The organism is Acidovorax sp. IB03, assembly GCF_016406015.1.
GTDB lineage: Bacteria > Pseudomonadota > Gammaproteobacteria > Burkholderiales > Burkholderiaceae_C > Acidovorax > Acidovorax temperans.
This window is the reverse complement of record NZ_JAEFCH010000004.1, coordinates 92,778-104,935: the sequence shown is the minus strand read 5'-3', so window position 1 is coordinate 104,935 and position 12,158 is coordinate 92,778. Positions and strand designations below refer to the sequence as shown.

The following is a 12,158-nucleotide window of genomic DNA, read 5'->3' as shown; positions in this document are numbered from 1 at the left end:
GGCGGGGTGGTGGGGTCAAGGCAGTTCTGCGCTGCCCATGCGCCCCAGAATCGCCCGCGTGCGCCCCGCCAGATACGCCGAGCCAGGCGTTTTCTCAAACCGTTTGGGCGCGGGCAGCATCACGGCCAGGCGGGCAGCGTCGGGGGGGGTGAGCTGGGCGGCGCTTTTCTTGAAGTAGTGCTGCGCAGCGGCTTCCGCGCCAAACACGCCTTCGCCCCATTCCACGTTGTTGAGGTAAATCTCCAGAATGCGCTCTTTGCTCAGGATTTGTTCCAGGAGCAGCGTCAGCACAAATTCCTGCCCCTTGCGCAGCAGCGTGCGTTCGCCCGAGAGCAGCAGGTTTTTGGCCAGTTGCTGGGTGATGGTGGAGCCGCCCCGGATCTTGGGTGCGCGCACGGGGCGGTCGGGGGCGCGGCTTTGGGCCTTGGCGATCTGGGCCTCGGCCTTGGCGTTGCGCTCCCAGGCCTTTTCAATCGCGGCCCAGTCCACGCCCTCGTGGTTCACAAAGCCATCGTCTTCCGATGCGATGACGGCGCGCTTGAGGTGGTCGGAAATCCTGCCGTAGGGCACCCACTGCTGGCGCCACGGCACGCTGCCCTTGTTGGTCAGCAGCGTCCAGGCTTCTGAGCGCTGGAAGGTGGTGGATTCGGGGTTGATGGCCGCCATGGCCGCAATGCGCAGCACAAAGAACAGCTGCAGGCCCACCAGGGCCAGCAGCACCAGGCCCAGCCAGCGTAGCAGCGCTCTCATGGCTTGGGCTCCGGGGTGTTGCAGGGTGTGACGGGCAGTGCGCGCATGGCTGTGTCAGTGCGGGGCGCGGCGCAGTTCTTCCAGCACCTGGGCCGATGGCGGGCGCACACCGCGCCAGATGGCAAACGCCTCGGCGGCCTGTTCCACCAGCATGCCCAGGCCGTCGCGCGCCACGGCGCCGTGGGCTTGGGCCCAGTCCAGAAAACCTTGCGCAGCGGGGCCGTACATCATGTCGTAGGCCAGGCTGCCGGGGCGCAGCACGCTGGCGGGCACCGGCACGGCGTCGCCCGCCAGGCTGCTGGCGGTGGCGTTGATGATGACATCAAAATCGCCCTCTACCGCTTGCGGAGCAAGCGCCAGCAGCTCTGCTTTTTGTAGCACCGCCAGAGCGCTGTGCGAGGCCACCAGCGCCTCGGCCTTGGCCACGGTGCGGTTGGCAATGGTGATGTGGCGCACACCGGCCTGCAGCAGCGGGCCCAGCACGCCAGCCGCGGCACCGCCCGCGCCCACCAGCAGCAGCCGCGCGCCTTGCAGAGCTACGCCTGCGTTGCGGGTGATGTCGGCCACCAGGCCCAGGCCGTCGGTGTTGTCGGCGTGGATGCTGCCATCGGGTTGCAGGCTCAGTGTGTTGGCGGCACCGGCCAGGCGCACGCGTTCGCTGCATACGCTGGCCAGGGCCGGGGCCTCGAACTTGAAGGGCACGGTGATGTTGCAGCCGCGCCCACCTTCGGCAATGAAGCCGCGCACGCCTTGCGCAAAGCCGTCCAGCGCGATCAGTCGGCGCTCGTAGCGCAGGTGCTGGCCGGTGAGTTCGGCAAAGCGGGCGTGGATGGCAGGCGAGCGGCTGTGGGCTACGGGGTTGCCCATCACGCAGTACAGGTCGGAGGTAAGCGTCGAAGAGTTCATGGGAACAACAAGGGCTGCATGCAGGGGGCAGGCCAGGGCTGCCGCGAAGCTGGCTGCGCCAGTCCGCAGGCGCCTGAAGGGGGTTACCGCACGCTGGTTTCTAGGATCTGTTCGCGGGTGAACTTGAAGCGGGCCACCATGGCCACCTGGTCGGCCTTGGCGCGCATTTCGGGGGTGAAGCGGCCAAACGGCGCGGCGGCGCGGGCAATGGCTTCGGCCCGGCGGTCCAGCGCGGGCTTGCCCGAGCCTTGCACCACTTCGGTAGAGAGCACGCGCCCGTCGTGGTTGACGGTGACGATCATGATCAGCTCGCCATACAGCTTTTTGCCGCCCTGCTCGGGGAAATTCTCGGTGCCCTTGTCTTCCACCTTGCGGCGCAGCGCGTCGTAGTACACCGCGTAGGCTTCCTCGCGCGTGGCGGGGCTGATGTAGCGTTTTTTGGGGCGCGAGTTTTCTTCGTTGATGCGCTTTTCAATCTCGGCCAGCAGCTTCAGCAACTGGCGGCGCTTTTCTTCCTGCGACATCTGCTCGCCGCTGTCGCTTTGCTTGCGCGGGTCGGGCTCGGGCATGGCAGCCAGCTGCTTGCGCAGTTGCGTGAGCAGCTGGGTCTGCTGCTCCTGCATGGCGTCCATCTTGCGCTGCATCTCTTCAAAGTCGTCGCCCACCGCCGTCAGGGCCGAGTAGGGCAGGGGGCTGGTGGCCCGGCCCTGCGCGGCATCGCCGCCGCCTGCCAGGTTGGACTGGGCGATGGCCTGGGCCTTTTCGGGGCGCTCGGTGGACTTGGCATTGACCAGGATGACTTCCAGCGGCGTGTCCTGGAACACGCGGTTGAAGCCCTCGGGGTCGATGAAGCGCACCGAGAGGAGGGCCGCGTGCACGGCCACCGACACGCCCAGAGCAATCTGCAGCGTGCTGAAGGAGCGGAAAAGCGAGCGGATGTTCACGGCGTCGGATTATCGGCGTTGGCGGGTGCGGTGCTGTCGGCTTCGTTCACATCCACGGCGATGGCGATCGGGCCGGCCACGGCGGCGTCTTCGTCGCCCTCGTCCTCTACCACGGCATCGTCGCTGGCGTCGTTCGGGTCGTCCAGGCGTTCCACCACCGTGCCGTGGATGTCCAGGGTGATTTCATCCACCTCGCCCAGCCGCACCTTCAGGCGCGCGCCGCGCGGCAGGTTCTGCGCGCCCAGCACGGGGAAGACCAGCGGAATGTCGTCCGCGCGCACCAGAAAGCTGCCGCCCGGCCCTTCCTTGATGACGGCCGCCGTGAGCTCGGTGATGCCGTTTTGCTCGATGTACTTGAGCGTCCAGAAGCGTTCCATGCCCGCCTGGTAGCCGTTGTAGGCGCTGTAGGCCGCATCAAAGCTGCTGATGATGGAGAACAGGTCTGCATCCTTGGGCTTGAACGGTGCGGCCAATGCCGCCGTGGCGCCGTGGCGGGCGCAGGCAATGATTTGCCACTGGTTGACCAGATCGGTGTAGCGGCGCAGCGGCGATGTGGCCCACGAATAGGCTTTGACGCCAATGCCCGCGTGCGGCAGCGCCTTGGTGCCCATGCGCACCTTCACGCCGGGGGCCATGCTGGCCTGGCTGCGGTAGATGCCGGGCACGCCCAGCTCGGCCAGCCAGCTGCCCCAGGTGCTGTTGGCCACGATCATGGCCTCGGCCACGATCAGATCGAGCGGCGCGCCGCGCTGGCGCACGCTGATCTGCACCTGCTCGTGCCCCGTGGGCTCGGCGCCCTGGTTGCCGACGAGGCGGAAGTTGTAGTCCGGCCGGTTGAAGTTCTCGGGCTTGCCGCGCACCACTTCGCGCTGGGCCTTGAGGTGCAGGGCCAGGCGATACAAAAATGAGAGCTGCTCGCGCTTGTCCTGCAAGGCCTGCGGCGTGTTTTCATGCTGAATCGACGGGTCGGTCAGCCATTGCTCGGTGACGATGTGGTCGAGCTGGTCGTGGCGGAAGTTGACCTCCACCGGCACACGCTCCAGGCGCGTTTCGGTGCCGGTGATCTCCAGCGTGGCTTCGTTCAGCGTCACGTACAGCGACACGGCCGGGTTGGCACGGCCTTCGTCCAGGGTGTAGATCTGCACCACCTCGTCGGGCAGCATGGTGATCTTGTAGCCCGGCATGTACACGGTGGACAGGCGCGCACGGCCCAGCTGGTCAATGGCGCTGCCCGGCTGGATGGCCAGGCCGGGTGCTGCGATGTGGATGCCCAGCACCACGGTGCCGGTGCCCAGGCCTTGCACAGACAGCGCATCGTCGATTTCAGTGGTTTGCGAATCGTCGATGGAATAGGCCTGCACCGGTGCCAGCGGCAGGTCGGCCGGCGGCTGCGGCGCTGCCAGCGCCGGAAAGCCCGTGCCCTTGGGAAAGTTTTCGAACAGGAAGCGCTTCCAGTGGAACTGGTAGGCCGAGTCGATGGCGCCCGCCTTTTGCAGCAGATCGAGCGGCGCGGTGTGCGTGGCGCGGCTGGCCTCGACCACGGCCTTGTATTCGGGCGCGTTCTTGTCGGGCTTGAACAGAATCTTGTAGAGCTGGTCGCGGATGGGCTGCGGGCACTCGCCCCGGCCCAGGGCGGCGGCCCACTCGTCAATTTGCGCGAGCAGGGCCTTCTTCTTCTCGATGGCGGCCAGGGCTTGCTGCAGGATTTCTGCGGGCGCCTTCTTGAAGCGGCCCTTGCCTGCGCGGCGGAAGTAATGCGGCGCCTCGTACAGGCGGAACAGCGCGCCCGCCTGCTGGGCCAGCGTGGCGTTTTCCGAGAAATAGTCGCGGGCGAGGTCGGCAAAGCCGAAATCGTCCTCGGGCGCGAATTCCCAGGCCAGGTCCAGCTCAATCGTCTCGGCCACGGCCTGGGCCTGGGCGATGAGTTCGGCGGGGGCGGGCTTTTCGAACTTCAACAGAATGTTCGCGGCCTTGACCTTGACCCGCTTGCCCGAATCGAGCTCAACCTGGGCCGAGGTGTCGGCTTCGGACAGGATACGTCCGGCCATGAATTTGCCGGCTTCTTCAAACAGTGCATGCATCGGGGGATTCTCCCATGGCTGTCTGCCCGCCCCGCACGGTGCAGACCCGGCCAAGCCGGGTGAAATGAAATGCTATTGAATTTGTAGCTGCTGGCGCTTGTTGGATAAGCGCCAGAGGCATTTTTTGCCCAAAGCCTTTCTGGCGCCCCTATGATCCCCACCCTGGCGCAGCCTGCGCCCCGTGGTGGGCTGGCGCCGCCGCCTCGTTATTTGTCTTTTGATTTCTGACCCTTGCGCAAACCCCAGACGATGCCGTTTTCTGCCCTCAACACGCTGCTGGCGGTGCTGGCCGTGGCGCTGCCCTTCCTGTTCGCGGTCACGGCGCCGCCGTCTCCCAATTTTTGGCCGCTGGTGTTTTCCTGGGCCTGTGGTCTGGTGCTGGCCGCCTGGGGGCTGGTGCAGGGGGCGGCGGTAGTCACCCGCGCCCAGTGCGTGCGCCTGGGCAACCGTGCCGCTGGCACGCTGGCGTGGGGGCTGTTGCTGGCGGCGGTGCTGGGTGGCGTGGTGGGGCTGTTGCAGTACCTGGGCGCAGAGCCCTGGGGCTTGCCGTGGATTCATCCGTCCACACCGGGTGAGGCGGTGGGCAACCTGCGCCAGCGCAACCAGCAGGCATCGCTGATGGCGCTGGGCGTGTGGTCCCTGCTCTGGCTGTGGGTGCGGGCCGAGCGGGTGCAGCGCCCCCAGTGGGGCATGGGCATGGTGCTGGGGGGGGCGCTGGCGGTGCTGGCCGTGGCCGCTGCCGCCACCAATTCGCGCACCGGCGCCCTGCAATGGCTGCTGATGCTGGGCTTGCTCTGCCTGTGGCGCCGCACCGATGCACGCAAGGCCATCGCCCTGGTATTGGTGGGCATGGTGCTGTATGTGCTGGCGGCCTGGGCGCTACCGCAGTTGCTGCTGCAGGTCAGCGGCATACGCATTGATGGGCTGTTCGACCGGTTTTCCAACACCTCGGGCGCCTGCGGCGCACGCCGGGTGCTGTGGTCGAACATGCTGCACCTCATCTCGCTCAAGCCCTGGACGGGCTGGGGGTGGGGGGAGCTGAGCTACGCGCACTACATCACGCTGTTCCCCGAAGAACGTTTTTGCGTGCTGCTGGACAACGCCCACAACCTGCCCCTGCACCTGGCGGTGGAGCTGGGCCTGCCCGCCGCGCTGCTGCTGTGCGGCGGCGTGCTGGCGTGGCTGGTGTGGTCGCGCCCCTGGCGCGAGACCGACCCCGTGCGCCAGCTGGCCTGGGGCGTGGTCGCCGTTGTGGGGCTGCACAGCCTGCTCGAATACCCGCTGTGGTACGGCCCCTTCCAGGTCACCACCCTGTTTGCGCTGGTGCTGCTGTGGTGGCGGCGCGCGCCGGGGCGTGGTGTGCCCGAGGCGTGGCGCTGGCTGGGCAGCAAGCTGGGCGATGTCACTGTGGGGTGGGGCCTGGGGGCCGCCGTGTGCCTGATCGGCGCCGCAGTGCTGGGCATGGCTGCCTACCAGTACCGGGTGGTGAGCCAGCTCTACAAGCCGGTGGCTCAGCGCCCACCCGCCTTGCGCGATGTGCGGGCCGTGCCCCAGCCCAAGGGGGTGCTGTTTTCTGACCAGGTGCGCTTTGCCTGGCTCACCACGCAGGATTTAACGCCCGCCAATGCGGCCCAGATGCACGCCGTGGCGCTGGATTTGCTGCATTTTTCGCCCGAACCCCGGGTGATCGAGAAGGTGGTGGACGGCGCCCTGGCCCTGGGCCGGGCGGACGAAGCGGCTTTGCACCAGCAGCGCTACCGCATTGCCTACCCTGCAGACTTCGCCCGCTGGCAGGCGCGCCACGCCAATGCTGCCAGCGCGGCCAGCGCATCGGGCGTGCAGTAGCCGTCGTCATGCCAGCCGCAGGAAGCGCGTGATGGGCTCCAGGTGCTCGGTGAAGTCGCTCAGTGCATGGTCGCCGCCTTCGAGCAAACGCAGCTCGGCCTGCGGGTAGCGGGCCACCATCTCGCGCCAGTCCAGCACTTCGTCGCCTTTGGCGATGATGGCCAGCTCGGGCGCAGCAGGTGGGCGGCCGCGCACATCCAGCGCCTGCAGCTCGCCGATGTATTCCGGCAGAAAGTAAAAACGCTCGGCCGGGTCGTGCCAGCTGGTTTGCTCGCCGATGTAGCGCGCCAGGTCACGGGCCGGGTCCACCGCGGGGTTGAGCATCACGCTGGGGCAGCCTGCGTGTTGCGCAACCCAGCTCGCATAGAAGCCGCCCAGCGAAGAGCCGATGACCGCCATGGCGCCCCTGGGCCAGGATGCAATGCCTTGTGCTACCAGCGCCATCGCGGCCTGGGGCGAGGGCGGCAGCTGCGGGCACCAGAAGGTGACGGCCGGGTGGTGCTGCGCCACATGGGCCGCCATTTGCCGTGCTTTGGCCGAAGAGGGCGATGAACGAAAGCCGTGCAGGTACAGAAGGTGCGTGGTGGTCATGGGCGCGTTGAAGGGTGTGTGCGGAAGACGCAGGGCAGGGGAATCACTGCTTTTGGCGGGTCTGAGCGGGCATAAGATGTCTAGCCACGAAGACCCGGCACTGTGCGGGGTCTGTTGAGCCGCCAGCACCATGACTGATTTTGCCCCGCTTTCTGCAGCCAGCGCTCCCTTGCATGCGGGCCGTCAACGAAGCGACGCTGCGCGCACGCCGCAAGCTGGTGGCGCTGGCCGAGGCACTGGACCTGCGGGTGGATGCTGGCTCGCCCGCTGCCCGGTTGCTGAAGCTGCCCCCGGCGGCGCAAGACGCCACCGCGCAGGACGACGCCCTCAGCCCCCTGGAACTCAAGCCCAGCGAAGCCAAGCCCTTGCCTGCGTTGCTGGCGTCGCAGGCGGGCGGCGCGGTGTCGGTCGCGCAGGTGAACGAGGTGCTGGCTGCTGGCATCCAGGACATCACCAACGCCATGGTCGAGAGCTTTCAGCTCAACGACGTGCTGCGCATGATCCTGGAGACGATGTTCCGCGCTCTGGGTTTTCGGCGCATGGTGTTTTGCCTGCGTGAGGCGCGCACCGACCAGCTCACCGGCCGCTTTGGCCTGGGCGAAGGCAGCGAAGCCGTGGTGCGTGCCATGAAGGTGCCGCTGAACGTGCCCGGCGATTTGTTCACGGCCGTGTGCCTGCGGGGCGCCGACACCCTCATCAACGATGCCACGGAGCCCCGCATCAGTGCGCGCCTGCCCCGGTGGTACGTGGAAGGCGTCAACGCCCCCTCTTTTCTGTTGCTGCCGCTGCAGATGAAGGGGCAGCCGTTTGCACTCATCTATGCCGACCAGGCGGTTCCTGGCGGCATCGTGGTGGACGACAAGGCCCCGGGTTTGCTGCGCACCTTGCGCAACCAGGCGGTGATGGCCTTTCGCCAAGCGGGCTGACTTCCCGGCGCAGCCGTCAGCCCGATAATTGGGGGATGGCCGCCGTTTTTGAAAAAACCTCTCTCCTGCAACGCATATTGCCCCTGTTTCGGGGGTTTGACCTGCCCTTGCTGTTTGTCGTGCTGTTGCTGGCAGGGGCAGGCCTGGTGGCCATGTACTCGGCCGGTTACGACCACGGCACCCGCTTTGTGGACCACGGCCGCAACATGCTCATTGCCGGAACCATCTTGTTTGTGGTGGCGCAGGTGCCGCCCCAGAGGATCATGGCATTTGCCGTGCCCTTGTACGCCGCGGGGGTGGCGCTGCTGCTGGCGGTGGCGCTGTTTGGCATCACCAAGAAGGGCGCGCAGCGCTGGGTGAACCTGGGCATCGTCATCCAGCCCAGCGAGATTCTGAAAATTGCCATGCCCCTGATGCTGGCCTGGTGGTTTCAAAAGCGCGAGGGGCAGTTGCGCCCGCTGGACTTTGTCGCTGCCGGGGCCCTGCTGGCCGTTCCGGTGGGGCTCATCATGAAGCAGCCGGACCTGGGCACCTCGCTGCTGGTGCTGGCGGCGGGGCTGTCGGTGATCTTTTTCGCAGGCCTGTCGTGGAAGCTGGTGCTGCCGCCCGTGGTGCTGGGGGGCATCGGCATTGCCCTCATCGTGTGGTTTGAACCCCAGCTGTGCGCGGACGGCGTGCGCTGGCCGGTGCTGCACGACTACCAGCAGCAGCGTATCTGCACCTTGCTGGACCCCACGCGCGACCCGCTGGGCAAAGGCTTTCACATTATTCAGGGCATGATCGCGATTGGCTCTGGCGGGCTCACGGGCAAGGGCTTCATGGCGGGCACGCAGACCCACCTGGAGTTTATTCCCGAGCGCACCACCGACTTCATCTTTGCGGCTTATTCCGAAGAATTCGGGCTGGCAGGCAACCTGTTTCTGATCGTGTGCTTTTTGCTGCTGATCTGGCGCGGGCTGGCCATTGCCATGGGGGCCGGCACCTTGTTCGGTCGCCTCATGGCGGGTGCCGTGTCGATGATTTTCTTCACCTATGCGTTTGTGAACATGGGCATGGTCAGCGGCATTCTGCCGGTGGTGGGCGTGCCGCTGCCCTTTGTCAGCTACGGGGGCACGGCCATGGTCACCCTGGGGCTGGCGCTGGGCATTCTCATGTCGGTGGCGCGCGCGCAGCGCCAGGAGCCAGCCAAGGCCCGTGCGCCGCTGTAGCGCGCTGCGTCGGTTTGGCCGGGCGATGCCCTCAGGCGGTGCAGGGGCTGGGTCAATACCCTTGCCTCGGGGTCTGTCCTGGGGTTACAACCCGGGGGCGTGTTGTCACTAACCCCTGGAGGTGCTCCCCATGGCGGCAAAGTTCGAGCTCAAGAAAACGTCCAACGAAAAGTTTGTTTTCAACCTGCTGGCCTCAAACGGGCAGGTGATCTTGACCAGCGAGACCTACGACTCGCGCGCCAGTGCCCTGCAGGGCATCGAATCCGTCAAAAAACACGCGCCTGACGATGCCCGCTTCGGGCGACTGAGTGCCCGCAACGGCGCACCTTACTTCACGTTGAAGGCGGGCAATGGCCAGGTCATCGGCCAAAGCCAGATGTACTCCGGCGCCAAAGCCCGCGATGCCGGCATCGAGGCCGTGCAGCACCATGCCCCGGTGGCAGTGCTGGTGGACCTCTCGGCTTCGCAGAGCGCGTAGCGCAGTTTTCCCCTGCGGCGGTGCGGGTGGGGTTGCCCGCCTAAAATGCGGCGATGACCTTTCGCTCCTCTACCGCAGCGCCACAGCGCGCAGCCACCACCCAACGCATTGATGTCGCCCGTGAACTGCTGTTGACGCCTTTTGGGCTGGACGAGAGCCACCTGGCCCGTGCGCTGGCGGAAATCCGTGCCCACCAGGTGGACGATGCCGATCTGTACTTCCAGTACACGCGCAGCGAGGGCTGGAGCCTGGAAGAGGGCATTGTGAAGACCGGCTCTTTCAGCATTGACCAGGGCGTGGGCGTGCGCGCCGTGAGCGGCGAAAAGACCGCTTTTGCGTATTCGGATGACATTTCGCTGGCCTCGCTGCTGGATGCCGCGCGCACCGTGCGTGCCATTTCTTCCGTGGCGCAGACTGGCCGTGTGCGCGTACCCGCCAAAAAGATTGCCACCAGCCGCAGCCTTTACCAGGGTGTAGACCCCATTGCTTCGCTGGACAGCACCGCCAAGGTGGCCCTGCTGGAGCGCCTGGAGCAGCGCGCCCGCGCCAAGGACCCCCGCGTCGCGCAGGTGATGGCGGGCCTGGCCAGTGAATACGACGTGGTGCTGGTGGCCCGTGCCGACGGCACGCTAGCGGCCGATGTGCGCCCCCTGGTGCGCCTGTCGATCACCGTGATTGCCGAGCAAAACGGCCGCCGCGAAGTGGGCTCGGCCGGCGGTGGTGGCCGCTTTGGTCTGGCGTATTTCGATGACGCACAGCTGAGCAATTACGTGGACGAGGCGGTGAACGCTGCCTTGACCAACCTGGAATCCCGCCCCGCCCCGGCTGGCGAAATGACAGTGGTGCTGGGCGCGGGCTGGCCCGGCATCCTCCTGCACGAAGCCGTGGGCCATGGCCTGGAAGGCGACTTCAACCGCAAGGGCTCCAGCGCTTTCAGCGGCCGCATTGGCCAGCGTGTGGCCGCCAAGGGTGTGACGGTGCTGGACGACGGCACCATTGCCGACCGCCGTGGATCGCTGAATGTGGACGACGAGGGCAACCCCAGCCAGCGCAATGTGCTGATCGAAGACGGCATCTTGAAGGGCTACATCCAGGATTCGCTCAACGCCCGCCTGATGGGCGTGGCCCCCACGGGCAATGGCCGCCGCGAAAGCTACGCCCACATCCCCATGCCGCGCATGACCAACACCTACATGCTGGGTGGCGACAAGGATCCGCAGGAAATCATCGCCAGCATCAAGAAGGGGCTGTACGCCAGCAACTTTGGTGGCGGTCAGGTGGACATCACCTCGGGCAAGTTCGTGTTTTCTGCCAGTGAAGCCTACTGGGTGGAAGACGGCAAGATCCAGTACCCCGTCAAGGGCGCCACCATCGTGGGCAGCGGCCCTGAATCGCTCAAGAAGGTGACCATGATCGGCAACGACATGCGCCTGGACAGCGGCGTGGGCACCTGCGGCAAGGAAGGCCAAAGCGTGCCCGTGGGCGTGGGCCAGCCCACCTTGCGCATCGAAGGCCTTACCGTGGGCGGCACGGCCTGACCACCTGACCACCTACGACCTGGGTGCGAGGGCGGGGCCGCCAGTGCGGCTGTTGCGCATTGGCTGCACCCTGGCCACTCAGGGGGGGTTGCGCTGTAACAATTTTTGCGGCGCGCAGCACAATCGGCCTATGCCGACTTCGCGCACTTTTCTGTCGCAAAGTTTCCAGTCGTTTGGAGACATCAGCCGCTTTTTGCGTGAAGGCGTTGCCGATGAAGATTCGCGCCAGCTGCGCGACAGCCTGGGCGCTTTGTCCAACGCGATCGAAGAGGCTGTGCGCATTCGGCGCACCAGCACAGACACACAACTCATCCACCGCACCGCAACGGCCCTGTTTCAGGGCGTGCGAGAGCACCAGCGGCTACTGACGGGGCTGGGTTCCGGGTGGCACACCCTGTACGAGTTTGGGGTGTACCAGCGGGCGTTGTGGGAGCTGGGTCAGTCGGTTTCCACCTGGAAAGAGGCCTTGGAGCTTCGCCACTCCAGCGAGACCGAGCACTTTGACAAGTTTGAGTTGCTGGCCTGGCGCACGCTGGGCGAGGCCTTGCTGCTCATCGACATGTACGAGCAGGGCAGCAGAGGTGAGGGTGGTGCAGAGCCTCTAGCGCCCCCTCGCCGTCTGCCTTGGTGGCAGCGCGCCTTGCGCTGGTTAGGTCGCTGAGGCATTGCTGCATGCGCGCCCCTGGGTGAAGGCTGACGCGTATCCACGCTCGGAGCATGGCCTTCGCCCTCGGCGGTTCAGGTGTGGTTTTTTCGGGCCAAGTTTGCGAAAGCCGCTTGCAAGACCACCCTGGGGCTGTGCTACATTGAACGCCATGCAAGTTCGCAGCGCGTTTTATTTTTGGTTTTTTATCTCGGTCCTAGGCGGATGAGAGGAAAACGCGCAAGTAA

At 66.1% G+C, this 12,158-nt stretch carries 11 protein-coding genes; 6 read left to right on the top strand and 5 right to left on the bottom strand.

Going from position 1 to position 12,158, the window contains the following annotated elements:
- Positions 1–15 precede the first annotated feature (15 nt).
- From mtgA to IHV84_RS03745, 4 genes are all read right to left on the bottom strand, one after another.
- Positions 16–750 (bottom strand): monofunctional biosynthetic peptidoglycan transglycosylase, encoded by a 735-nt coding sequence (gene mtgA / locus IHV84_RS03760; protein ID WP_066695452.1) that lies wholly within the window; start codon positions 748–750, stop codon positions 16–18.
- Between the two features lie 54 nt (positions 751–804).
- A complete protein-coding gene (aroE, locus tag IHV84_RS03755) occupies positions 805–1,656 on the bottom strand; it encodes a shikimate dehydrogenase (RefSeq protein WP_198845873.1) in 852 nt (283 codons plus the stop codon).
- An 83-nt stretch (positions 1,657–1,739) separates the two neighbouring features.
- A complete protein-coding gene (locus tag IHV84_RS03750) occupies positions 1,740–2,600 on the bottom strand; it encodes a TonB family protein (protein ID WP_198845872.1) in 861 nt (286 codons plus the stop codon).
- Positions 2,597–4,681, bottom strand: a complete 2,085-nt coding sequence (locus IHV84_RS03745) for a ribonuclease catalytic domain-containing protein (RefSeq protein ID WP_198845871.1) — start codon at positions 4,679–4,681, stop codon at positions 2,597–2,599. The genes IHV84_RS03750 and IHV84_RS03745 overlap by 4 nt, the downstream gene beginning before the upstream one ends.
- Positions 4,682–4,912: 231 nt before the next feature.
- Here IHV84_RS03745 and IHV84_RS03740 point away from each other — a divergent pair, with 231 nt between their 5' ends.
- Positions 4,913–6,526 (top strand): PglL family O-oligosaccharyltransferase, encoded by a 1,614-nt coding sequence (locus tag IHV84_RS03740; protein ID WP_370541176.1) that lies wholly within the window; start codon positions 4,913–4,915, stop codon positions 6,524–6,526.
- A gap of 6 nt (positions 6,527–6,532) precedes the next feature.
- Here IHV84_RS03740 and IHV84_RS03735 read toward each other — a convergent pair whose 3' ends face one another.
- Positions 6,533–7,117, bottom strand: a complete 585-nt coding sequence (locus IHV84_RS03735; RefSeq protein WP_044401673.1) for a YqiA/YcfP family alpha/beta fold hydrolase — start codon at positions 7,115–7,117, stop codon at positions 6,533–6,535.
- Positions 7,118–7,290: 173 nt separating this feature from the next.
- Here IHV84_RS03735 and IHV84_RS03730 point away from each other — a divergent pair, with 173 nt between their 5' ends.
- The 5 genes from IHV84_RS03730 to IHV84_RS03710 all read left to right on the top strand — a co-directional run bounded on the left by IHV84_RS03730 (position 7,291) and on the right by IHV84_RS03710 (position 11,928).
- Positions 7,291–8,043: a GAF domain-containing protein gene (locus IHV84_RS03730; protein ID WP_233099687.1), complete on the top strand. Its 753-nt coding sequence runs from the start codon at positions 7,291–7,293 to the stop codon at positions 8,041–8,043.
- A gap of 35 nt (positions 8,044–8,078) precedes the next feature.
- A complete protein-coding gene (rodA, locus tag IHV84_RS03725; protein ID WP_198845870.1) occupies positions 8,079–9,251 on the top strand; it encodes a rod shape-determining protein RodA in 1,173 nt (390 codons plus the stop codon).
- Between the two features lie 130 nt (positions 9,252–9,381).
- Positions 9,382–9,729: a YegP family protein gene (locus IHV84_RS03720; protein ID WP_198845869.1), complete on the top strand. Its 348-nt coding sequence runs from the start codon at positions 9,382–9,384 to the stop codon at positions 9,727–9,729.
- Positions 9,730–9,782: 53 nt separating this feature from the next.
- Positions 9,783–11,267 (top strand): metalloprotease TldD, encoded by a 1,485-nt coding sequence (tldD, locus tag IHV84_RS03715; protein ID WP_198845868.1) that lies wholly within the window; start codon positions 9,783–9,785, stop codon positions 11,265–11,267.
- A 130-nt stretch (positions 11,268–11,397) separates the two neighbouring features.
- The gene (locus IHV84_RS03710; protein ID WP_198845867.1) at positions 11,398–11,928 is read left to right on the top strand and encodes a hypothetical protein; all 531 of its coding nucleotides are present in this window, start codon (positions 11,398–11,400) and stop codon (positions 11,926–11,928) included.
- Positions 11,929–12,158 lie beyond the last annotated feature (230 nt).

Coding starts and splice junctions, on each gene's coding strand:
- mtgA (WP_066695452.1), bottom strand. CDS start 750: ATGAGAGCGCTGCTACGCTGGCTGGGCCTGGTGCTGCTGGCCCTGGTG.
- aroE (WP_198845873.1), bottom strand. CDS start 1,656: ATGAACTCTTCGACGCTTACCTCCGACCTGTACTGCGTGATGGGCAAC.
- IHV84_RS03745 (WP_198845871.1), bottom strand. CDS start 4,681: ATGCATGCACTGTTTGAAGAAGCCGGCAAATTCATGGCCGGACGTATC.
- IHV84_RS03735 (WP_044401673.1), bottom strand. CDS start 7,117: ATGACCACCACGCACCTTCTGTACCTGCACGGCTTTCGTTCATCGCCC.
- IHV84_RS03730 (WP_233099687.1), top strand. CDS start 7,291: ATGCGGGCCGTCAACGAAGCGACGCTGCGCGCACGCCGCAAGCTGGTG.
- rodA (WP_198845870.1), top strand. CDS start 8,079: ATGGCCGCCGTTTTTGAAAAAACCTCTCTCCTGCAACGCATATTGCCC.
- IHV84_RS03720 (WP_198845869.1), top strand. CDS start 9,382: ATGGCGGCAAAGTTCGAGCTCAAGAAAACGTCCAACGAAAAGTTTGTT.
- tldD (WP_198845868.1), top strand. CDS start 9,783: ATGACCTTTCGCTCCTCTACCGCAGCGCCACAGCGCGCAGCCACCACC.
- IHV84_RS03710 (WP_198845867.1), top strand. CDS start 11,398: ATGCCGACTTCGCGCACTTTTCTGTCGCAAAGTTTCCAGTCGTTTGGA.